The following is a 22,057-nucleotide window of genomic DNA, read 5'->3' as shown; positions in this document are numbered from 1 at the left end:
AGCCCCGGCCGACGCAAAATTCTGGGATGATCGTGGTCCCCATGGCAGGTCTGCAGTTGTACGCAGTTGCATTTCCCCCCCCGCTGCCTTTTCTCTGCGCGTCCGGAGATATCGCCCATGGCGATGCTAAGCTTTGAAAAGAAGTACCGTGTCCGCGGTGGTACGCTGATCGGCGGAGATCTCTTCGATTTCTGGTTCGGTCCGTTCTACGTGGGCTTTTTTGGTGTCACGACGATCTTCTTCGTCACGCTCGGCACGCTGTTGTGCGTGTGGGGTGCGGCGATGGGCCCGACGTGGAATCTGTGGCAGATCAATATCGCGCCACCTGACCTGAAATATGGTCTGGGCCTCGCGCCACTACGCGAAGGCGGCTTGTGGCAGATCATCACGCTGTGCGCCCTCGGCGCGTTCGGCTCCTGGGCGCTGCGCCAGGCCGAAATCGCGCGCAAGCTTGGCATGGGTATGCACATTCCGTGGGCGTACGGCGGTGCCATTCTCGCCTACACCACGCTGGTCGTCATTCGCCCGTTCCTGCTGGGCGCCTGGGGCCATGGCTTTCCGTACGGCATCTTCTCGCACCTGGACTGGGTGTCGAATGTGGGGTATCAGTACCTCCACTTCCACTACAATCCGGCGCACATGATCGCCGTCACGTTCTTCTTCACGAACTGCCTCGCGCTTGCGATGCACGGATCGCTGATCCTCTCGGTGACTAATCCACCGAAGGGAACCCCGACCGGGACAAGTGAACAGGAAAACGTCTTTTTCCGCGACCTGCTCGGCTACTCGATCGGCGCGATCGGCATTCACCGTCTCGGCCTGTTCCTCGCAGTCGGCGCGGCGGTGTGGAGTGCCATCTGCATCGTGATCTCCGGCCCCTTCTGGACACAGGGCTGGCCTGAGTGGTGGAACTGGTGGCTCAACCTCCCCATCTGGAAGTGAGGCCCGGTCACCATGCTTGAATACCAGAATCTCTTTACTCGCGTTCAGGTGCGTACCGTCCCTGAACCGGGTATCCCGATCGATGAATCGACGGGAACGCGCTATGGCACCGGGACCTTCTCGTATCTCGCCGGCAAGTTCGGCGATGCCCAGATCGGTCCGATCTACCTCGGCTGGGCCGGTGTACTGTCGCTGATCTTCGGCTTCATCGCCATTGAGATCATCGGCCTGAACATGTGGGCCTCGGTCGGCTGGGACCCGGTAGAGTTCATTCGCCAGCTCCCGTGGCTAGCCCTTGAGCCGCCGCCACCGCAATACGGCCTGCGGGTCCCGCCTCTGAATCAGGGGGGCTGGTATCTGATGGCCGGCTTCTTCCTCACGGTGAGCATCATTCTCTGGTGGATTCGCATCTACCGCCGGGCGCGCGCCCTGCAGATGGGCTCGCACCTGCCGTGGGCTTTTGCCAGCGCGATCTTCCTGTACTCCACGTTCTTCTTCCAGCCGTTGCTCGTTGGCAGCTGGAGCGAGATGGTGCCCTTCGGCATCTTCCCGCACCTTGACTGGACGTCGGCGTTCTCGATTCGCTACGGCAATCTGTACTACAACCCGTTCCACGCCCTCTCCATCGCGTTCCTCTACGGCTCCGCCGTGTTGTTCGCCATGCACGGGGCCACCATTCTGGCGGTTGCCCGGATGGGTGGTGAGCGGGAAATCGAACAGATCACCGACCGTGGGACGGCCGCGGAACGCTCCATGCTGTTCTGGCGCTGGTGCATGGGCTTCAACGCCACCATGGAATCGATTCACCGCTGGGCCTGGTGGTTTGCCGTGCTCACGACCTTTACGGGCGGCATCGGCATCCTGCTCACCGGTACAGTCGTGGACAACTGGTATCTCTGGGGTGTGAAGCATGGTCTGGTGGCGCCATACCCGGCGCAGAACCAGCTCACGCCGGAACAGCAGGACCTGCTGCGTGGCCGGTATCAGGGAACCGCGCCCGACTCCTTCCCGTCGTACGTGGTCCCGCAGAACGCGACCATGCCCGACACGGCAGCGGCGCCCATTGTTACTGACTCGATCACGACGGATTCGACGAAGACGGGGGGAACCCAGTGAGAAACGGACTTCGTCACGTCCTGCGCGCCATGGTCCCAGTGTCGTTGCTGACACTCGGGGCCTGTGGCGACGCCGCGACCGATACCGTGCAGGTTGGTTATCGCGGCACCGCGATGGAACAGAACTACGATCACGGTGACCTCAAGACCAAGTTTGCCCAGGTGAAACTGCCCCAGAGCCCGCCGCCGGCCGGCGAGTCGCCCCCGGGGCCGCTCCCCTGGAAGAACGTGCAAGTGCTCAACGACATCAGCATTGCGGAATTCAACCGCACCATGATCGCGATGAGTACGTGGGTGGCCGGTACCGGCAACTGTGCGTACTGCCACAACGTGGCGGCCTTCCAGGATGACACCCTGCCGAACGGCAAGCCGCTGTACACCAAGATCGTCGCCCGTCGCATGCTGCAGATGACCCGGAACATCAACGGGAACTACTCGCAGCACGTGAAGAACACCGGGGTGACCTGCTACACCTGTCACATGGGGAAGCCCCTGCCCAACGGGCTGTGGTTCTACTCCAGCCAGACGGACTACCTGCGTCACTACCTCGACCGTGATGGCGCGCGCGTCATCACGCAGGGGGTTGCGCCGAGCAACGCCAATCGGAGCTCGACGAAGCAGGCGGAGTGGACGTACGCGCTCATGATTTCACAGTCCCGCTCCCTGGGCGTGAACTGCACGTACTGCCACAACACCCGTCAGTTCGCCAGCTGGCGTGAAGCGCCCCCGGCGCGTGTCACGGCGTACCACGGTATCCTCATGCTGCGGGACGTGAACCAGAACTACCTCGCACCGCTGCAGCCGGTCTATCCGGCCGTTCGACTCGGCGCGATGGGAGATGCCCCCAAGGCACAGTGCGTGACCTGTCACAATGGCGCGTACAAGCCGCTGTACGGGGCCCAGATGGCCAAGGACTTCCCGGCCATGTGGGGGCGTGCTGACTGGAACGGCGTGCCCTTCCCCGGCATCATGCGCGTCGCCGCTGACAGCACCAAGACCGACAGCACGGTGGTTGCCGCTCCGGCAGCAGCTCCCGCGCAGCGCACCAGCGCCCGCCCCGGTTCCGTCACCACTCCCGTGGGTGGCGTGAACTAAGTCCGGACGCACCAAGCACCGCGCATAGGGCCCCTGGCCCGCCGCGCGGCCCGACCCCGCGGCGCCTCGGCGTTGCGGGGTTTTGCGTTGCCGAAACCACAATCGCCCGCTGTGCATTTAGCCTGCGTCAGCTTTGGGCGTGGTCACGCGTCCGGGCCCCTTCCCACGTCATTTCCTTCCGAGTCCCTACCGTGTCTACGCGCCGCCTGCCCGTGTACATCCTCGCCGACGTGTCCGGCTCGATGCAGGGCACCCCCATTGAGTCGGTCAAGTCGGGCATCCGCCAGCTGCACCGTGACCTGCTGGGTGACCCGCAGGCGATCGAAAGCGCGTACCTGTCGGTCCTTACCTTCTCCAATGCCGCACAGCAGGCGGTCCCGCTCACCGAAGTGGCGATGTTCAACCCGCCTGATCTTCAGGCCAGCGGACAAACCAATTTCGGAGACGGGCTGCGTCTGCTGCTCGAGTGTTTCGACCGCGAAATCGTGCGGACCACCGCCGATCAGAAGGGGGATTGGCGCCCGCTGGTGTTCGTCCTCTCCGACGGCGCCCCTACCGATGTGGATTGGCCCGTGTACGCCCAGCAGCTGCGCGAGCGTCGTCCGGCCAACATCATCGCGGTGGCCTGTGGCGATCAGGCAGACACGGAAGTGCTCAAGCAGATCACGGAGATTGTAATTCAGATGCAGGACATGTCGCCGGATGCCTTCAAGGCGTTCTTCCGGTTCGTGTCGGCCAGCGTCAAGCAGACGAGTGCCAAGGTCGGCGCAGTGGCCGACGGGGGCAGCATCACGTTGCCGCCGCCGCCGCCCGGCATCACGATTGTTCCGTAAGGCGTGATTCACGCCGTGAATTCAGATCTCAGCAACTTGCCCGACGCCGATTCCGCCGCCGCCGAGCGTGGCGGCGCGTCGGGCACCGCGGAAACGGGGGGCCCGGCGGCCCCGCCAACCGCTGCCGCAGAGCCGCCGCGCGCCATCTGGAACTCGGTGACGCCCACGGCGCCCTGGTGCCCCGACGAATGGCGCGATCATCTCGACGCTGTCGCGCCGGGGCTCTTCACATCCGGCAGCGCCGCCGCGGCGCACGAAGCAACGGGAGTCCGCATGAGCGCCGACGGCTGGTCGCTGTTGCTGGCCTCGCGCCGTGGACGTTTGCATGCGCATCGCGGTGAGCATCGCGAAGATGCCGGCCACCTCGTGCACTTTGCCGGGGGGTGGTGTGCCGCGGTGGCCGACGGCGCCGGGTCTGCCACCTACAGCCGCCTGGGCAGTGCCATCGCCACCTTCACGGTCACGCACGAACTGCGCGATGCCGTGCAGCATGGCCGTGCCGCCCGCGAAGCCCTCGGCCCGGCCATGCGTCATGCCGCGCAACTGGTCAACGACCGCATGCGTGACTTTGCCGCGCGGGTTGGCATTGCCCTGCGCGACCTGCGCACCACGCTGCTGGTGGCAGCGTGGCATCAGGGGATGCTGGCCGTGATGCAGGTGGGTGACGGCGCCATAGCCATCGTGCACACCGATGGGGCGCTGTCGCATCCGTTTGCGGCAGCCACCGGTGATTTCTCCGGCGAAGTGGCGCACTTTCTCCCCGACGATGGCGCACTCGACGTGCTGCAGTCGTCGCTGCGCACGCAGCCCGGCGACCATGTAACTGGTGTCCTGCTGGCCAGCGATGGGGTGGAAGATCCCTGGTATCCGTTCACGCGGCATGCCCGCGCACTGGTGGCGACGCTGGCCAACGGCACCACGGACACCACCCCGCTGCCCACCGCGCTCACGCCCGTGTTTACGGACAGCGTTCTGCAGGCGGCCGATCCCGTGCACGCCCTGACCGAATGGCTGGCGTTTGAAAAGCGGGGGGAGAACGACGACCGCACGTTGTGCATGGCCACCGCCGCGGCCTTAGTCACGTTCCCTCCTGCGGCCTAGCGGTACATGGGCACGGTGACCTGCCGCCTGACCGATGGGCGTACGCTGCAACTCGAGGATGAACCGGTCGGAACGGGCGCCGAAAAGCGCGTCTTTCTCACGCGGGACCGGCAGTTTGCGGTGGGATTCTACTACGGCACGCTGAGTGACCGGCGGGAACGGGTAGATCGCCTCACCCGCATCCTCACCAATTACAATCCCACGCTCGCCGCAAACGGCGCCTATTGGTCGCCGTACTTCTGCTGGCCCGTGGGCATGGCCGACGGTGTGAACGCCATTCCGCAGGCGTTTGCCCAGCGCCAGCAACTGGTGTGGCCGCCGCTGGCGGTCGTCACGCCGACCTATCGCGGCAACTTCTACTTCAGCGATCGGTTTGGGACGAAGCAGGAAAAAGAAGTGCGGTGGTTCACCGGCGGCAAAGCGTCGAAGTTTGTACCGCAGGCAGAGGTCGGTTCACTGCTCACCCGCCTGCAGGTATCGGTACGTCTGGCGCGTGCGGTGCGCCGTCTGCATATGGCGGGGTTGGCGCACGCCGATCTGTCCAACAAAAACGTGTTGGTGGACCCCAAAGGGGGCGATGCCTGCATCATCGATATCGATTCGCTGGTGGTGCCAGGTGTGGCCCCGCCATCGGTATTGGGCACGCCCGGGTATATCGCGCCGGAAGTGCTGGCCAATAAGGCACAGCCCAGCATTGCCACCGACAAGCATGCGTTGGCCGTCCTGCTGTACGAGTTGCTGTTGCAGCGTCATCCGTTGCAGGGCAAGAAGGTGAACAGCACGCGGTCCGCCGAAGAAGACGAACAGCTTTCCATGGGATCGCGCGCGCTGTTTGTGGAACATCCCACCGACCGCAGCAATCCGTCGCATCAGCCCATCGCGGTGCCTTTCACGCGATTGGGGCCGCACCTCGCCAAGTGCTTCACCCGCACGTTCGTGGACGGACTGCACGCTCCCGCCAAGCGCGCCGATGCCGCCGAGTGGGAGTTGGCGCTGTACAAGACCATGCAACGGCTCCATCCGCTGCCCAGCGGCAAATGGACGCTCGTGACGCCCGGCCAGCCGCACGGCTCTGTCGCGGGAGACGAGCGACTGGGCGGTCCCATTCTCGTGGCGCATCTGTGGCGCGATACGCCGCAAGGACTGGTGGATGAGCAGGAACTCGTGGTCCTCTTCCATCATCTGGCGCTGCATGATTGGCACCTGCGCATGGGGGCACTCCCCAACGAAAAGGCCGACCGCACGGCCCGTGGCTATGTGGCGCAACACGGCGGCAAGTGGTGGATGGTGAATACCAGCGACACCCCATGGCAGGTGGTGAACGGGCCCACGGTTGGGCGCAATGCGTCGCTGGAGTTGGTGAGTGGTCTCACGGTCCGCATCGGCGACGAGCTCCCGGCACGGGTGCTCAAGATCGGCACCGTCTAGGCGCCACACCCGGTTGTTTCCGGACTCGTCGCACTGAAGATTGCGGCCCATGACTTCCCCGTCGTCGTCCGGTGATGCGTTCACGCGTGTGAGCGCGGCGCTGCTGGCCGTGTGGCCCACGGTCGCCAGTGCCGCGGAGGGACTCACGCGCGCGGAAACGGGGCGCGTACTCGATGAATGCGGCAGTGACTACCGACCGCTGGTGCTGCTGCTCCTCGACATTGGCCAGCGTGTACGGCCGGCGCTCACGGGGGTGCCGATTCAATCGGGGCCGTCGTGGCCGCATGTACGTGCGCCTCTGGTGCACCAACTGGTCTCGACCCGGTATCTGCAGCCAGACGTTGCGCGTTGGGCCGTGGATGTCTGGGGACGGGCGATGGGCATCGCTCCCGTGCCGGAGCCCCCCGTGGTGGAATTCGGCCTGGACACGGCGGGGGCCGCCAGGTCCGTGGCGCGTCCACCCGGGGCAGATCGCCAGGCGGTCGCATCATCTGCCGGGCGCTCTGCCGCGCCGGGTGTGTCCCCGCGCCCCCCGGTGCCACAACCGCCGGTGCTCTCCCCCCAGCAGATCCCAGCCGCCATGAAGGGTGTCCCGTCGTGGGCCGGCGGCCCGGTGTCGTTTGGTGTGGGCCAGCGGCCCAATGCCGCTGGTCTGGCAGCGCTGGCCAACACGGGGCGCGTTGTGGTGCGGGGCACGGTACCGCCCGGCCCCAGGTTTCATCCGGCCGAACGACGCGCCGCGGTCGTTCTGCTGGTGCTGCTCGTGATCGTTACGGTTGGCCTCATGAAGTCCTTTCGCGGTCGTCCCGATGTTCCGGCGCCGGTTGGCGCGTTGGAGCTGAGCGGCGTGGCAGCGGTGGACAGCGTGCAGCCGCAGACACCACAAACGGTGGCCGCACCAGAGGCGTCCGGCGAAGCGGCGGTGCCAGCGGTGGCCGCCATGGTGGTGGCCCCGTCGCCACTCGATTCGGCGACCCGTCTGCTGGCCGCACGCGGCGCAATCCGCGACGCCGGCGTCGGCGGGCGCTATCTCGTCACGCAGCGCGTGCGTGACGTAAGCGGCAGCGAAAGCTGCGATGCGGTGGCCGGCGCTTTGGCGGGGGGACGCGAAACTGAAGAACGGGTCTCGCATGTGCCCGGCTCGGCCACCTTTACGTTGGTCACCCGTGGCGTCACGGGAACGCTCGATTCCGACGGACTGTTTATCTCGGAGCCGCGCGCGGGCACGACCAACAACGTGACCTGGCAGTTTCGTATGCGCGGCCGTTTCGGACCGGATGGGTTCACCGGCGAAAGCATCACCCACACCGATGCCATCCTCCGTTGGGGCAAACGCCAGACATGTGTGGTGACCGCCGACCTCTCGGGACAGCGGCTCTCCAACTGAGCACCGACGCATGAGTGCGCCGCTCGATCCGCGCGTCCGCATGCGCGACGCGCTGCGGGAGTTGGTGAGCGAGAGCCCCACGCGTTTCGACAAGCCCTCGTTGTTTGTGTTGCGCAATCGCCTGCTCGACCGGACCGGCAGTGATGCGCGCCCCCTGGCCGAGTTCCTCATTGAAGCGCACCGCCGTGGGTGGCGTGACCGACTGCCCGCCAGGGCCATGGCCACTCCGGGCTTTGATGCGGTGGTCGCACCATTCGTGTTGCACTGGAGCACCGAGCGGTTTGTGCAGCCCGAGATGGCCCGGTGGGCCGTGGAATCGTGGGCCTACGCGCTGCGGGTCATTGATGAATCGCAGTTGCGCGTTGCCCCGCCACCCAAACGGGAATCGGTGGCGGCGCTCGCGTCCCGCCTCAACGCCAGTGCCGCCGCGGCGGGAGCGCAGGCGGCACAGCAAGCGCGGGCCGTGGCGGCCGCCATGAGCGGTGGTTCGGCCAGTGGGAGCAAAACGCGCATGGCGGGAGTGCCCGCACCTGCCGCGAAGGCTGCCACGGCCGCTCAGCGCCTCGCTGGAGGCCGCGGACGACTGCAGCCACCTGCCAGCCCTCCGCGGTATGCCACGGCCTACACGGGCCGTTCACGAGCCGGCGGCGGCGCCGTTCCACAGTGGATTCCCAAGGCACTGTTCGGAACCCTGTGCGCCATGCTGCTCCTCGTGGTGGGACGGGTGGCGCTGGCCAGCCTCTCGGGGGCGTCGGGCGTAGACGCGGTAGAGGGAGCAGTGCCTCAGGGGGCACCGGCCACAACGATCGGGGCACCCGCCAGCGACGCACCGGAACGCGTCCCGGCCGACCGTGCACAGCCTCTCGTGTCCACCTCCAATGTGCCGGGTGCTGCTGTGACGAGCCAGCCGGTTATGGAGCGGCCGTTGCCCTCGAACACCCCGCCCGCGCTTTCCGGGACGGTGAGCGCGCAAACCGTATCGCCGTCGCTCACCGGCGGTGTGGCGATCATGGCGCCGGAGCGCCCGGGCGTACCGTCCATCACGCGCGGGCTGCTCTCTACCGGCGCCGACAGCAGTCGCATGGTGTTCGTGCAACCCGCCCGTCGCGCCGCCGGCGAAGGGCGCCGCATGCAAAGCCCGTCCTCGGCCACGCCCATCACGTTCGACGAAATCCACTTCGTGGATGGCCGCGAAATGCAGGGCCGAGTGGACGTGGTGCGCGCGGGCTCGGTGATCTTCCGCGACATGCGCACGGGCCTGCGCCACGAATATCGCAAGGACGACATCGCCGAGATCATTACGGAATTCGGCACCGTGGTGCGCTTTCGCAGTGAAGCGGCGGCGGTGCCCAACACCACGGCGCCGCGCGGCAAAACTGATACACGGGCAGCGGTCGCCAAGGCCGCTGCCGCGAAGGCCGCCGCCGGCGTACGCAGCAAGGGCGTCGCGGGTTCGTATCGTATTCGCTACGCGGCGGCGTCGGCAGTGGGGTCGCCGGAGTGCACGCAAGTGTGGCGTCGTGCCCCTAATGCCGAAGATATTGCCGTGGTAACGCATATCCCGGGCGCCGATACACTGGCCGTGGCATTTCAGGGGGGCGATGTCTTTCCGAGTACGGTAGACCCGGATGGCTACTTCGCCAGCACGTTCCGCATTGTCCCGGATCAGGCGCGCACGATGACGGCACTGACCACGCGCCTGACCGGCCGCTTCGCCCCCGACGGCCTGCTCCAGGTGACCGTGAACATCGTGTTCTATCGTCGGCTGCGCGTGGGGGAACTCACGTGCAACGTGACGGTGAAGGCGGAGGGGCGGCGGGGATAAAGCGGTTGGGGTACAGCAAGACGGCAGAACTGCCGGGGCGTAAGTAAATCGGGGGCGATGCCATGGCATCGCCCCCTCGCTTGCTTACTGCACCGGCACGAACGGCGGCGCCACTGTCGGTCCCGGGCCCGGCTTTTCCTTCAGCAGATTGTCGAAACTCTCAATCTGCGTGGGGCCGAAGCTCGTGATGGTGATCTGCTGTCCGGTGGCGTCGTCGTGCAGCACGAGGCGTCCGTCGGTGTAGCGCACCACACGAAACGGCTCCGAAGAACCAATGCCCGCCGCGCGGCGACTGCGCGTAAGCGCGCGCAACGCACCACGCAGGAACCCGTTGCTGCCCGGCTCCAGAACCACCGCCACCTTGTTGGTGGACGCATCGATGACCGTAATGCCCTGATTCGGCGCATCCTCAAAGCGCAGCGAGCGCTCAATGAGAATGGTGGTGGGCAACTCACGGAAGGCGCCAAAGCCGAAAAACCGCGCGGCAATGGCGAGGGCAAACACCGTGGCAATGAGCAGCCCGGCCATCTGCAGCGCCGGTTTGGGCACCGTGAGGGGTGGCGCACCACCGGGGCGCTCTCCCGGTTCCGGCTCAAAGACAATGCTGGGCGGCTGCTGTTGCTGACTCACCCTTACGCTCCCGCCGTGGCGGGCACGCCCATGCTGTTTCCGGAACGACCGGCAACCCCGCCGCGCTCCACGCGCGTGTCGGCACCGGCGGCTTCAGCAACCGCAGTGGCGAGAATCTCCGCGACCTTGTGCGGTTCTTCAAGCCCACGCAACACCGGCTCCGGATTGGTGAAGCGGAACACGCGGCAATGCGGCCACAGCGCGATGTAGGCAATGCGGCTCTGCTTCTGCAGCGTCACCGTGACCTGCCCCGTGCCATCTTTGAACAGGCCGAGGCCGGCCGACTCGATGATGGTGAACGGAATGTTGATGGACATGGGGAACGCCATCCCGACCCGCATGACAATGCGTTTGCTCGTAATGGCGTACCACGAGGTGGTGGCGACGGCCCGTGACAGTCCAAGCACCGCCAGCAGCACGAAGAGGGACAGCGACACACGTACCACCGCACTGGCCAGGTACACCTCGCTGCCAGGCTGGTGCTCCGTACTCACCGCCCAGAAGGCGAGCATGGCGGCAAAGTATGCCACGATGAGGCGCCAGTGGAACACGTGCGTGGATACTGGCTTCATGGCGGGAGCACCCTCCCACAACAACCGCTCTCCCTCAGGGAGCGGGTGCGGCACGCCGCGAATGTACTGCGGTTCCGTCGGCGTGCCGTCGCCCGGCTGGCTCATAATCAGATGATCGGCTGCGAGCGTTCCGCGAACGCGTACATGTGTCCACCAGCGTAGTACGCACAGATCTTGTCCTCTTCGAGGAGCGTGATCTGATCGTCGCGCTTCGTGGCGGGGACGTTGGCAAACTGCGCGGCCGTGATGGACTTCACGAGCAACTTGTCGTTGCCCCAGAGTCCGAAGTTGGGCCACTGGACATAACCGGTCGGCAGGAGTACCCGACGCTCGCCGCTGGCGAGCTGCACTTCGTAGTAGCTCACCTGCGGCTCGGAGCGGTTGACCCACAGCTCCACCACCGTGCCGGCCACCTGCTTGTCGGCCGCAATAACGGGCAGCCCACGCGGATCCGGATCACCCTTGGCAATCGAGAAGGTGGGATCGAGGCGCATCGGGACGATCTTGTGCGAGCCGTGGTAGGTGAGATCGGGCTCGTCGCGACGATCTTCGGCCCACGAGGCCGGTCCCACGCCATCGATCATCGGGTTACCCGTGGGGATGATGGGCGAGCCGTTGTAGTTATCTGCCGGAACGAACTTGACGTCTGACATCAGTGCGTGCCCTCCCCGCCGTGATCACGGTGAACGTACGTTTTCTTGGGTGCTCCCTTTGGCCAGCCATCACGCGGCCCCTGCGGCGATTCGAGCGGGTACCCTTCACGCTTGTCTTCGCGGCGGAGATAGATGATCAGGCCGAAGAAGAACAGCCAGAACGCATACAGCGCGATCTGGGCACCATCGATGTACTCCATCATGGGACGACTCCGGTGCGGAGGGTAACCGGTCAGGCCGGAATATCGGCGAGACCAAATGTTCGAGAGGAATCTACAGCATCCGGGCCCGGCTCGCGCCGGGTCAGGGTCAGCAGCGGTACCAGCGTGGCCAACAGCACCACGATCTCGGTGACATACACCATGGTGTAGGGTGCCGCGGCACTGGTAATCCCGGGACCAAGCGCTCCCCGGCCGATCAAGTGGGACAGCCAGTCTTTGGCGATTCCACTCACTGCAAACGAGAGCCCTTCCGCGGTGGCAAAGACCGCCCCCCACGCGCCGAGGGCGATGCCATGCTGCGAGGCATCCCGGATGTTCATGGCAAAGGACAACGTGCCCACGCCAAAGAGTCCTTCGCCGAAGCCGATCAGCATGACACCGACGCGGAACAGGAACGCCGAATGCGACACGCTGGCCGCCGCGATGAGGGAGAAGCCGATCACCCCGACGATCACCCCGTGTGAGGCCATCTTGACGGGATCGGTGTCGGCCCGCATCACGTTGGCCGCCCAGGCAAAGGCAATGACCGCGCCGAACGCCATGATGGCGGTGAGGGCCGTGGTTTCCGCGACGGTGAACTTGAGAATTTCCCCGCCGTACGGCTCCAGCAGCACATCCTGCAGATTGAAGGCAAAGAAGCCCAGCCCTGAGGCAATGAGCAACCGGACCGCCTGCCCTCCCTCCGAAAAGGTGCGCCACGCCTCACTGAACATGGGGCGTCGCTCCCCCTTCTTGTATTCCACCACACCGCGCACCCGCACTTCCTGTTTCCACAGCGAGAACGCGTTGCAGATGACCGTGAAGACGGCCGTTCCCTGAATGACCTGAATGAGCTTGAAGGGGGTGAAGCCCTGCAACAGGCGTTCGAGCACCAGCGCACTCACCAGCGTCCCCATGAGCATCATGAGGTACATGAGGGCGATGACGCGGGGACGCTTGTCCTCTTTGACGATGTCCGTGGCGAGGGCCAAGCCGGCCGTTTGCGTGGTGTGCGCTCCGGCCCCGACCAGCAAAAAGGCGAGGCCGGTCCCGGCATAGGCCACCCATAACGGGGCGCGGCCTCCGCCTTCGGACAACACGAGCAGTGCAAACGGCATGATGGCCAACCCGCCAAACTGCATCTGGGTGCCCAGCCACAAATACGGCACCCGCTTCCACCCCAGAATGCTCTTGTGGGTATCCGACTTGAATCCCACCAGCGCACGGAACGGTGCCACCAGCAACGGGATGGCCAGCATGATGGCCACCAGCGAGGCGGGCACCCTGAGTTCGAGGATCATCACGCGGTTGAGCGTGCCCACGAACAACGTCTGCACCATGCCCACCGACAGCTGGAACAGCGACAGCCGCAGCAGACGCGAGAGCGGGACATCGTTCGTGGCCACGTCGGCGAAGGGCAGCCACTCGCTCCCCACGCTGCGCCACAAGCTGACGATCTTGTCGGACGCCGATGCCATTACCGAATTCCCCGGACGTGCACCAGGCTCACCAGACGGGCTGCATGCGCACGTCCGCCGGCAGCGGCTGACGATGCGGCGTACGCAGGAACAGACGCAGGAACGTCAGTCCGTTGGACACCTTGAGCGCGGTTACCTTGAGCTTCGTGAACAGCCCACCACCAGCCGCCTCCGCCTTTCGCATGGCATCCGTGTTGAGCCACATCTGGTGCATGAGCTCCCAGAAGGCCTCACTGTCGGTGTCGATGGTCTCGGGGAACACCTGACGGCTGATGAGGTTCGTCAGCTTGATCACGCTGCGATCGTATTCATCAACGTTGATGCCCATGAAGTCGAAAAACGGCTTCCGGGCGTGGTCGCGCACGTACATGGTGCAGAACACGGCCAGCAGGAAGAAGCGGATCCAGAACTTGTTGACGCCCTCGAGAAACTGCGGATTGGAGCGCATGAGCACCGCAAACGCTTCGCCGTGGCGGAACTCATCGAGACACCAGTTCTCGAACCACTTGAAGATGGGGTGGAACCGCTTGTCGGGCTGCTTCTCGAAGTTGCGGAAGATCGTGATGTACCGGGCATACCCGATTTTTTCCGACAAGTACGTCGCGTAGTAGATGAACTTGGGCTGGAAGTACGTGTACTTCTTGGCCTTGGTGAGAAAGCTCAGATCCACGGCCACGTTGAAGTCATTCAGCGTGTGATTGATGAAGCCGGCGTGGCGCCCTTCGTCGCGGCTCATGAAGCCGAAGAGTTCACGCACATCCGGATTCTTGATGCGCTTCTTGATTTCGGCGTACAGAATGCACCCCGAAAACTCTGCCGTCACCGACGACGTAAGAAACTCCACGAACTGCTCGCGCAGCGCCGGATCCATGTCTTCGAAGCTCTGATCGAACTCGGCGTTCCGCTTGAAATGATCCTTGTTGGGATCCCGGCGGAACTCGGCCAGAATCTCGTCCCACATCTTCCGGTTTTCCGGCGTGATTCGGAGACCGTCAATCTCGGCGAAATTCGTGGTGTAGAAGCGCGGATTCAGAATGGCGTCCTGCTGAGCCGCCTTCGTCGTCTCGTTTACCGGCTTCATCGCACGGACGGGAACACCCGTTTCGGTAGTGTACATAAGTCGTGATCAGCCTTCGAAGCCAACTTCGTAAAGTTCGTGGATTTCGGTACCGCCGGTGAGCTTCACAACCTGGCGCTTGAGCCAGCTGGCGCGCTTCACCTCGGCACTCGATTCAAACGTGGTGGTGGTCCCAAATGCGATGCGGCTGGGCGTGTTGCGCACCAGCACTTCATCGCCAGGGTCCACCTCGACCCCTTTGAGATCCACATGGGCATGGAAATGATCGTGCGTCATCTCGAGGTCCACCGTACAGGGGACCTCGCGGCGCCGCGACATCGTATACCACGCCCCGCCCGCCACCACGGCGAGACCGGCCAGGCTCCATCCCATCACTTCCATCCTGCGTCCTCCCGAAAGGCCAACTACGGATCAGCTGCGCCGAACGCCATGCGCGTCGAGCGTAGCGTTCTGCAGGTTAATCGCCATGGAACGATAAAAGCCCGACTCAATGAGCCTGGTGCCGACCATCCCCCAGCTGTCCAGCGCCGGCTGCGCGCCAAAGGCCTTGCGGAAGGCATTTTCCGACACCGGGACAATGGACGGTGACCGGTCGGAGCGGGGGAACAGTTTTCCGACGGCGCGCATGACGGACAACATCGGAGTGCGTGGCGCCACCGTAATGACCATCCGCTCCCGTACCCGGGGCGCCAGCGTGGCGAGCGCCTTCACCATGTCTGCGAGCTCGTAGTGAATGATCGAGTCCATGGCAACGACGTAATCGAACGACCCGAGCGACGGATCCAGCATGTCGCCCGACCGGAAATCGATGTCGTACACCCCCATGGCCTCGGCCCGCTCCTGCGCGTGTTCCACCAGGGTGGGCGACAGATCGATGGCCACCACTTCGGCTCCCCGCTGCGCCAGCTCAATGGACGCGGTGCCCGTGCCGCATCCGGCGTCGAGCACCCGCTTGCCGTGCAACTCGGGAGGGATCCAGTTCAACAGAGTGGTGCGCATACGGTCTCGACCGGCCCGCACGGAGGCACGGACACGGGACACCGGGGCGTCCGAGGTCAGCGCCTTCCATGCATCGGCGGCCGTGCGGTCGAAGTACTCCCCGATCCAGGCCCGCCGCTCGCGGTACGACACCGATGCGGCGTGCGAACCCCCAAGCGGCGTTCCCTCGAACGACGGACCTGGAGTCGGGGAGTGATCGTTGACAGTGGACATCAGTCGAATCCGAGGAGGTCGAAGATCTCGCGATCCTTCAAAGGGTTTGCCGGCAGCGGATGCACATCATCCAGCATCCGGCGGGCCAACGACAGGTACTCGTTCTGCACGGTGACCACTTCTTCGGTGGCCTCCATCTCGAAAATCGTGCACTTCTTGAGGCGGCTGCGGCGAATGGCATCCACATCCTGGAAGTGCGCCATGGTCCGCAGCCCCACCGCGTTGTTGAACCGATCGATTTCGTTGGTGTCGCGCGAGCGGTTCGCAATGACCCCACCCAGACGCACCTTGTAATTCTTCGCCTTCGCCTGAATGGCCGCAATGATGCGGTTCATGGCAAAGATCGAATCGAAATCGTTGGCCGTGACGATGAGACAATAGTGCGCATGCTGGAGCGGGGCGGCAAATCCGCCGCACACCACGTCACCCAGCACGTCGAAAATCACGACATCCGTGTCCTCAAGGAGATGGTGCTCCTTGAGCAGCTTGACGGTCTGGCCGGTGACGTACCCACCGCACCCGGTGCCCGCCGGCGGTCCGCCGGCCTCGATACACTGGACGCCGTTGTACCCCTCGAACATGAAGTCTTCGGGGCGCAGTTCCTCAGCGTGGAAGTCCACGCTCTCCAGCACATCAATCACCGTCGGGACCATTTTCTTGGTCAGGGTGAAGGTGCTGTCGTGCTTCGGGTCGCAACCAATCTGGAGCACCCGCTTCCCCAGCTTGGAGAAGGCCGCCGACAAATTCGACGACGTGGTGCTCTTCCCGATACCGCCCTTGCCGTACACCGCGATGACGAGCGCGCCTTCGATTTTCTGGTTCTCGTCCAGGTGAACCTGCACGGACCCGTCACCGTCGCCGACCTGGTCCATGATGGGAAGCTTCATACTCGTCATGCGTTTACCCGTGGGGAGTGATGCTGCATGCTACAAACTGCGTCCGGCGTTAACTGGCGTACACCCCTTCCAGCCTGTCTTCGAGATCTGCCGCCGCATCCCGCAACGCTTCCAGCGTGGCGTCATCCGGCTGCCAGTAGCCACGGTCGTTGGCCTCAAGCAGTCGCTGGGCAATGCCCAGCGCCGCATCGGGGTTCGCGTCCGCGATACGTTTCCGCATCTCTTCGTCGAGCACAAAGGTCTTGGAGGCCTCCGCATACACCCAGTGCGGCACCGTGCCTTTCCCCCCGGTGGCTGACCAGCCGAGGGTCGTGACCAAGTGCCCGGTAATGTTGCGTACTCCTTCGTAGCCATACTGAATCTGTGCTTCGTACCACTTCGGGTTGAGCATCTTGGTGCGCGACTCCAGCTCGACCTGCTCTTTGAGCGTCCGCACCTTGCCCTGCCCCTGTCCATAGTCGCCCACATACACGGCCGGCGCTTTGCCGTCGTTCTGCTGGGCAATCACGCGGGTCATCCCTCCCAGCGATTCCACATACTGGTCGATGTCGGTGGCGCCCAGGTCTACCGAATCGAGCCCCTGGAATGACAGCGTCGCCTTGCCCAGCGCGCGCTTCATGAGCGCGGGCTGCGACTGCGGCTTGCCATCCGGTCCGTAGGCAAATCCCTTGCGCTGCACAAACAGGTCCGCCAGTTCGTTTTCGTCCTGCCAGCGCCCGGTCTCAATGAGCAGGTTCACATTGGAACCGTACGCGCCATCCGCATTGGAGAAGACGCGCAGCGACGCCTGCTCAATGGTGCACCCGGTGTCCTTCATGGTCTCGAGCGCGTGCTTGCGGATGTAGTTGCGTTCGGGATCTTCGTCGGCTTTGGCGCACAACAGCGACGCTTCGGCCAGCAGCTTGACCTGCAACGGCAGCAGATCGCGGAAGATCCCCGACAACGTGATCACGACATCCACCCGCGGGCGGCCGAGGCTTTCCAGCGGCAACAGCCGTGCGCCCGTGAGTCGGCCCACGCTGTCGAAGCGCGGTACCACCCCCATCATGGCCATGACCTGCGCCAGCGGGGTGCCCTCGCTCTTCATGTTATCCGTGCCCCACAGCACCACCGCGACGGTCTCCGGGAACTCTCCCGTTTCCTGCTGATGCTTGCCGAGCAGCTGTTCGGCACGGGTCCGCCCCTCAAGCATGGCCGCCGCGCTTGGTACGCGATACGGATCGAAGCCGTAAATATTCCGCCCCGACGGCAGCACCTGCGGGTTGCGCAGCAAGTCGCCTCCGGGGGCCGGCTCCACATAGCGCATGTCGAGGGCGCGCAGAATGCCCTCCACTTCGCGATCCTCGCGCAGCGAGGCGTCGTAGCCGGACAACAGTTCAAGGTGTTGATCGAACTGCTTGTCATTGTTGATGCGAAGCCCTAGCCCCTTGGCTTCGGCGCGCCCGGCGGCCTGTGCGGCACGCAGGTCTCCCTTCTCCACCAGCGTCTGCACGGCGGCGCGCACAATGGCTTCCACCGCGCTGCCACGGGTGTCGTCGGTGCGCTTGTCGCCATGCCCCGCCAGCACCGTTTCGCCAATAGACGGCAAGTCCACTTCGGGACGGCCACTGCGAGCCATCTCGATGAGCATTTCCGTCCGCGCGTCGGGCGTCATGGGTTCCCCCACCACGTGCAGCCCGGTGGGAATGAGGCTGTACTCCAATTCCAGCAACCGCTCGCGAATGTGCGCAATACGCGCATCCGTTTCCTGCGGCGTCCACGCCGGCTCCGCCGCGGCCAGTTCCACCGCCGCCGCCTGCTGCTGCACCAGCGTGCGCAACTGATCGGCTTCGGCCGCGCGTCCGCCGTCCAACTGGCGCCAGCGATCAAGGCTGGTCTTCAGATCGGCCAGCCCGCGATACAACCCCGCGTTCGACACCGGCGGCGTGAGATACGATACCAGCGTCGCGTTGCCGCGACGCTTGGCCAGCGTGCCTTCGGACGAATTGTTCGACGCGTACAGATACACGTTGGGCAGATCGCCAATCAGACGTTCCGGCCAGCAGGTGTTGTCCAGCCCTGACTGCTTCCCGGGCATGAACTCCAATGCGCCATGCGTACCGAAATGCAACACGGCATCGGCCTTGTAGTCTTCCTTGAGCCAGCGATAAAAGGCACTGAAGGCGTGCGTGGGAGCGAAGCCCCCTTCAAAAAGGAGCCGCATGGGATCGCCTTCCCAGCCAAAGCTGGGTTGCACGCCCACGAACACGTTGCCGAACTGCACGCCCATCACCTGAATGGATTGACCATCGGCCAGCTGACGCCCCGGCGCGGGCCCCCAGGTGTTCTCGATCTCCTTGAGGAACTTCTCGCGTCGCACGTGATCATCCACCGGGATACGCGTGTGCACGTTGGCCGGCGCGCCAAACTGCTCGCGATTGCCCTGTGTAATGCGCTCCCGCAATTCATCCACGCTGGCTGGCAGATCCACCGTGTACCCACCTTCCTTCATTTCGGCGAGCACGCGCTGCAGCGACGGAAACACCGCCAGATACGCCGCCGAGCCGGTGTTCCCGGCGTTGGGCGGGAAGTTGAACAGCACGATGGCCACCTTCCGCTGCGCACGCTCCTTGCGCCGCAGCATGACCAATCGGGCCACGCGCTCCGCCACCCGGTCCACCCGCTCCGGAATAGGCTCCGACGCCGCCGGCTTGCCTTCCACCGGCGCCCCCTTGCCACCGTACACGGTGGGGACGATGGCCCCATCCAATTCGGGAATGGCAATCTGCAGCGTGGCCTGCAAGGGATTGAGGCCGCGCGCATCGCGCTGCCACTCCTCAATCGTCTGGAATTCGAGGGTCTGCAACGTGAGGTACGGCACGTCGAGTCCCTTGAGCACCACCTGTGCAGCCGCCGAGTCGTTGTACGCAGGCCCGCCTACCAGCGAGAAGCCGGTGAGGTTGATCATCGCGTCGATGGTGGCCTGCCCACGGTCGTTCACGAAGTACTTGCTGATGGCCGGACGGGCATCGAGGGCCGACGAAAATCCCGCCACCACGCGCAGACCGCGCGCCTCGAGTCCCTTCACCACGGCGGCGTAGTGCGCCACGTTACCCGCCAGCAGGTACGAGCGCCCAACGAGCACCCCCACGGTGCCCACCGGCTTCGCCGGCGCCGGCAACGCCGCGAGTGACTCGGTGATACCGCGGTTGGGGAGCACCGGATGCCAGAGCCCCACCTCGGGATACGTGACCGGCTGCGCCGGCTTGAGGGCGCCCTTGAACTTGGTGCGCGGCCCGGCCGCATACCGATCGACGGCATACCGGATCATCTGCTCAATGTTCTCATCGGAACCGGCGAGCCAGTACTGGATGAGCAGCAGATACGCGCGCACGTCCTGCGCGGTCCCCGGAATGAACTTGAGCAAATTGGGCAACGTGCGCAGTGCGCTCATTTGCCGCTCGCCACTCGACTTTCCATCACCACGCGAGCCGCGGAGTTTCTTGAGCAGCGCAATGGGCGAGAACGGCGAGCGGCTTTCGGCGCCCATCATGTCGAACTTGCCCAGCTTCGTGCACTTCACCAGTTCCGGCGTACACAACGCACACAACACCGCATCGGCTTCGTTCCGCCGGGCCAGTACCGCTGCCAGCACTTCGTTGGCGTACTCTTCCTGAAAGAGTTGCGTGCAGACAACAATGTTGGCCTTCGCAATATCCTGCCGCGCCCGCTCCGCCGCCTTCGGGTCGGTCCCGAAGTCGGCGGCGATGTGCATCGACACGTGCAATCCCGGAACGCTGCTCAGCCCCTGTTTGGCGCGCTCGAACGCGTCAGCGAGGTGAGCATCCAGCGTCGTGATGCAGACGCGCATTTCCGGAGTGCGAGTGTCAGCGGCCATAGAACGCCTTGGCATCGTACATGGTATCCACGGTGATCTCGACGATCCCGCGATCGAGCGCAAACTTTTCCGTGTTCCGGCGCACCTTGCCACGCACGAAGAAGGGAATCTTCTTGAGCTCCGACTCGGCGGACGGGAGCCAGCGGGTGGAAGTGATCGCCACCGCTGCCGGTGCCACCGTGGTGTCGCCTTCGTCTTCGTCGTACGCCACTGCACTGGCGGCTTCGGGCACGATGATTTCGTGGGTGCCCGTACGTGTGGCCGTGCTGTACGACGTCGCGGACGCCAGCAACGGTTCGGGGGCATCGAGCACCGCCGTGGCCCCAGCGGTCCGCGGGGCGCTGCTGTGCAAATGCGACGGCGACGACCCATCACCGAACTCGAAATCTTCGCGGAACATGTGAATCAGATGTTCCTCGAGCCCCATCATGAGCGGGTGCACCCACGTATCGAAAATGACGTTGGCGCCCTCGAAGCCCATTTGCGGTGAGTGCCGAGCGGGCACATCCTGCACGTGAATGGGGGCCGAGATCACCGCACAGGGGACACCGAGCCGCTTGGCAATGTGGCGCTCCATCTGGGTGCCGAGCACCAGTTCCGGCGCCAACTCCGCGACCTTCTGCTCCACGGCCAGATAGTCGTCGGAGATCAGCGCCTCGACGCCGATTTTCGCGGCATATTCGCGCACGGGCCGGGCAAACTCGCGCGAGTAGGTGCCAATCCCCACCACCTGAAAGCCGAGCTCATCGCGGGCAATGCGCGCGGCGGCCAGTACATGCGTGGCATCGCCAAAGACGAAGACCCGCTTGCCGGTGAGATAGGTGGAGTCTACGGAACGCGAGTACCAGGGCAACAGCGACCGACTGGCATCCACCTGCGCGGCGCCGGCCCGTTCGTGTTCCAGCAGCGGCTGCACATCGAGCCCCGTGACGGCGCCGATTTCCTCAACGAACTCGCGGGTGGCGAGCACGCCAATGGGAACCGTGCGAACGGTTGGCATGCGGAACGTCTTCTCGAGCCAGCGGGCCGTGGTATCGGCGACTTCCGGATAGAGGACGATATTGAAGTCGCCCTCGGGAATGCGCCGGATATCGGCCACCGTGGCGTTGTGCGGGGCACAGACATGCACATCCACGCCGAGGTCGTGGAGCAGCCGCGTGATTTCGCGCACGTCATCACGATTGCGGAACCCCAGCGCGGTGGCCCCCAGCAGATTGGCACGCGGGCGTCGGCCTTCCCGGCGCACCACATCGATGACCGGCTCACGCGTGGTGCCCGGTGCCGGTGCCTGGGGCTGCAGCAGCGTGCGCACGAGATGATAGAACGTTTCGCTGGCGCCCCAGTTTTCCTTCTTGGAGTAGGCCGGCAGCTCCAGCGGCACCACCGGCACGGGCAGCGACATGCCCTGCGCGAGCGATCCCGGCTGATCCTGAATGAGCTCGGCGGTGCACGATTCGCCCACCAGCATCGCATCAGGCTTGAACCGCTCGTACGCTTCGCGCACGGAGGTCTTGACCAGTTCCGCCGTGTCACCGCCCAGGTCGCGGGCCTGGAAGGTGGTGTACGTCACGGGGGGGCGGCGGTCGCGCCGCTCAATCATGGTGAAGAGCAGATCCGCGTACGTATCGCCCTGCGGCGCGTGCAGCACATAGTGCACGCCCTTCATGGACGTGGCGATGCGCATGGCACCCACGTGTGGCGGTCCTTCGTAGGTCCAGAGGGTCAGTTCCATTGC

19 protein-coding genes are annotated in these 22,057 nt (G+C 64.7%); 8 read left to right on the top strand and 11 right to left on the bottom strand.

All coding sequences use genetic code 11. The annotated features are described in order from the left end of the window. The first annotated feature begins 117 nt into the window (after positions 1–117). From pufL to GEMMAAP_RS06550, 8 genes are all read left to right on the top strand, one after another. On the top strand, positions 118–942 hold the full coding sequence (gene pufL / locus GEMMAAP_RS06585) for a photosynthetic reaction center subunit L (protein WP_026850327.1): 825 nt from the start codon (positions 118–120) through the stop codon (positions 940–942). A gap of 12 nt (positions 943–954) precedes the next feature. Next, positions 955–2,058 (top strand): photosynthetic reaction center subunit M, encoded by a 1,104-nt coding sequence (gene pufM / locus GEMMAAP_RS06580; RefSeq protein WP_082821114.1) that lies wholly within the window; start codon positions 955–957, stop codon positions 2,056–2,058. Positions 2,059–2,096: 38 nt separating this feature from the next. Further along, on the top strand, positions 2,097–3,152 hold the full coding sequence (gene pufC / locus GEMMAAP_RS06575; RefSeq protein WP_158514755.1) for a photosynthetic reaction center cytochrome PufC: 1,056 nt from the start codon (positions 2,097–2,099) through the stop codon (positions 3,150–3,152). Between the two features lie 191 nt (positions 3,153–3,343). After that, entirely contained in the window at positions 3,344–3,985 is a 642-nt protein-coding gene (locus tag GEMMAAP_RS06570) for a vWA domain-containing protein (protein ID WP_026850326.1), read from the top strand. A gap of 15 nt (positions 3,986–4,000) precedes the next feature. After that, positions 4,001–5,086 (top strand): PP2C family serine/threonine-protein phosphatase, encoded by a 1,086-nt coding sequence (locus GEMMAAP_RS06565; protein ID WP_145979034.1) that lies wholly within the window; start codon positions 4,001–4,003, stop codon positions 5,084–5,086. Between the two features lie 15 nt (positions 5,087–5,101). Then, complete coding sequence (locus GEMMAAP_RS06560; RefSeq protein WP_158514754.1) at positions 5,102–6,514, top strand: serine/threonine-protein kinase; 1,413 nt, start codon at positions 5,102–5,104, stop codon at positions 6,512–6,514. 49 nt (positions 6,515–6,563) lie between these two features. Then, a complete protein-coding gene (locus GEMMAAP_RS06555; RefSeq protein WP_026850324.1) occupies positions 6,564–7,901 on the top strand; it encodes a hypothetical protein in 1,338 nt (445 codons plus the stop codon). Between the two features lie 10 nt (positions 7,902–7,911). Next, positions 7,912–9,726, top strand: coding sequence for a hypothetical protein (locus tag GEMMAAP_RS06550; protein ID WP_026850323.1), 1,815 nt, complete (start codon positions 7,912–7,914; stop codon positions 9,724–9,726). An 84-nt stretch (positions 9,727–9,810) separates the two neighbouring features. On the opposite strand, the gene puhC is transcribed toward GEMMAAP_RS06550, so the two are convergent. The 11 genes from puhC to bchB form a co-directional block, all read right to left on the bottom strand. Then, a complete protein-coding gene (gene puhC / locus GEMMAAP_RS06545) occupies positions 9,811–10,356 on the bottom strand; it encodes a photosynthetic complex assembly protein PuhC (protein ID WP_053334340.1) in 546 nt (181 codons plus the stop codon). Positions 10,357–10,358: 2 nt separating this feature from the next. Continuing rightward, positions 10,359–11,033, bottom strand: coding sequence for a photosynthetic complex putative assembly protein PuhB (puhB, locus tag GEMMAAP_RS06540; RefSeq protein ID WP_053334339.1), 675 nt, complete (start codon positions 11,031–11,033; stop codon positions 10,359–10,361). 2 nt (positions 11,034–11,035) lie between these two features. Further along, positions 11,036–11,581: a photosynthetic reaction center subunit H gene (gene puhA, locus GEMMAAP_RS06535; protein WP_053334338.1), complete on the bottom strand. Its 546-nt coding sequence runs from the start codon at positions 11,579–11,581 to the stop codon at positions 11,036–11,038. After that, positions 11,581–11,784, bottom strand: a complete 204-nt coding sequence (locus GEMMAAP_RS20820) for a hypothetical protein (RefSeq protein ID WP_043581335.1) — start codon at positions 11,782–11,784, stop codon at positions 11,581–11,583. Before GEMMAAP_RS20820 ends, puhA begins: the two co-directional genes overlap by 1 nt. Positions 11,785–11,813: 29 nt before the next feature. Continuing rightward, positions 11,814–13,259: a BCD family MFS transporter gene (locus GEMMAAP_RS06530; RefSeq protein ID WP_026850322.1), complete on the bottom strand. Its 1,446-nt coding sequence runs from the start codon at positions 13,257–13,259 to the stop codon at positions 11,814–11,816. A 28-nt stretch (positions 13,260–13,287) separates the two neighbouring features. Then, entirely contained in the window at positions 13,288–14,340 is a 1,053-nt protein-coding gene (acsF, locus tag GEMMAAP_RS06525) for a magnesium-protoporphyrin IX monomethyl ester (oxidative) cyclase (protein ID WP_082821546.1), read from the bottom strand. A gap of 45 nt (positions 14,341–14,385) precedes the next feature. Further along, complete coding sequence (locus GEMMAAP_RS06520; protein WP_202969200.1) at positions 14,386–14,709, bottom strand: hypothetical protein; 324 nt, start codon at positions 14,707–14,709, stop codon at positions 14,386–14,388. A gap of 39 nt (positions 14,710–14,748) precedes the next feature. Continuing rightward, positions 14,749–15,549, bottom strand: coding sequence for a magnesium protoporphyrin IX methyltransferase (bchM, locus tag GEMMAAP_RS06515; protein ID WP_082821113.1), 801 nt, complete (start codon positions 15,547–15,549; stop codon positions 14,749–14,751). Then, on the bottom strand, positions 15,549–16,421 hold the full coding sequence (gene bchL, locus GEMMAAP_RS06510) for a ferredoxin:protochlorophyllide reductase (ATP-dependent) iron-sulfur ATP-binding protein (RefSeq protein ID WP_425482930.1): 873 nt from the start codon (positions 16,419–16,421) through the stop codon (positions 15,549–15,551). The genes bchM and bchL overlap by 1 nt, the downstream gene beginning before the upstream one ends. Positions 16,422–16,494: 73 nt before the next feature. Next, positions 16,495–20,322 (bottom strand): magnesium chelatase subunit H, encoded by a 3,828-nt coding sequence (gene bchH / locus GEMMAAP_RS06505; RefSeq protein ID WP_202969198.1) that lies wholly within the window; start codon positions 20,320–20,322, stop codon positions 16,495–16,497. Then, positions 20,312–22,054, bottom strand: coding sequence for a ferredoxin:protochlorophyllide reductase (ATP-dependent) subunit B (gene bchB / locus GEMMAAP_RS06500; protein ID WP_026850316.1), 1,743 nt, complete (start codon positions 22,052–22,054; stop codon positions 20,312–20,314). Before bchB ends, bchH begins: the two co-directional genes overlap by 11 nt. Between the last annotated feature and the right edge of the window lie 3 nt (positions 22,055–22,057).

Origin of the sequence: Gemmatimonas phototrophica, assembly GCF_000695095.2 — a bacterium.
Taxonomy (GTDB): Bacteria; Gemmatimonadota; Gemmatimonadetes; order Gemmatimonadales; family Gemmatimonadaceae; genus Gemmatimonas; species Gemmatimonas phototrophica.
This window is presented reverse-complemented; position numbering and strand designations above follow the sequence as displayed.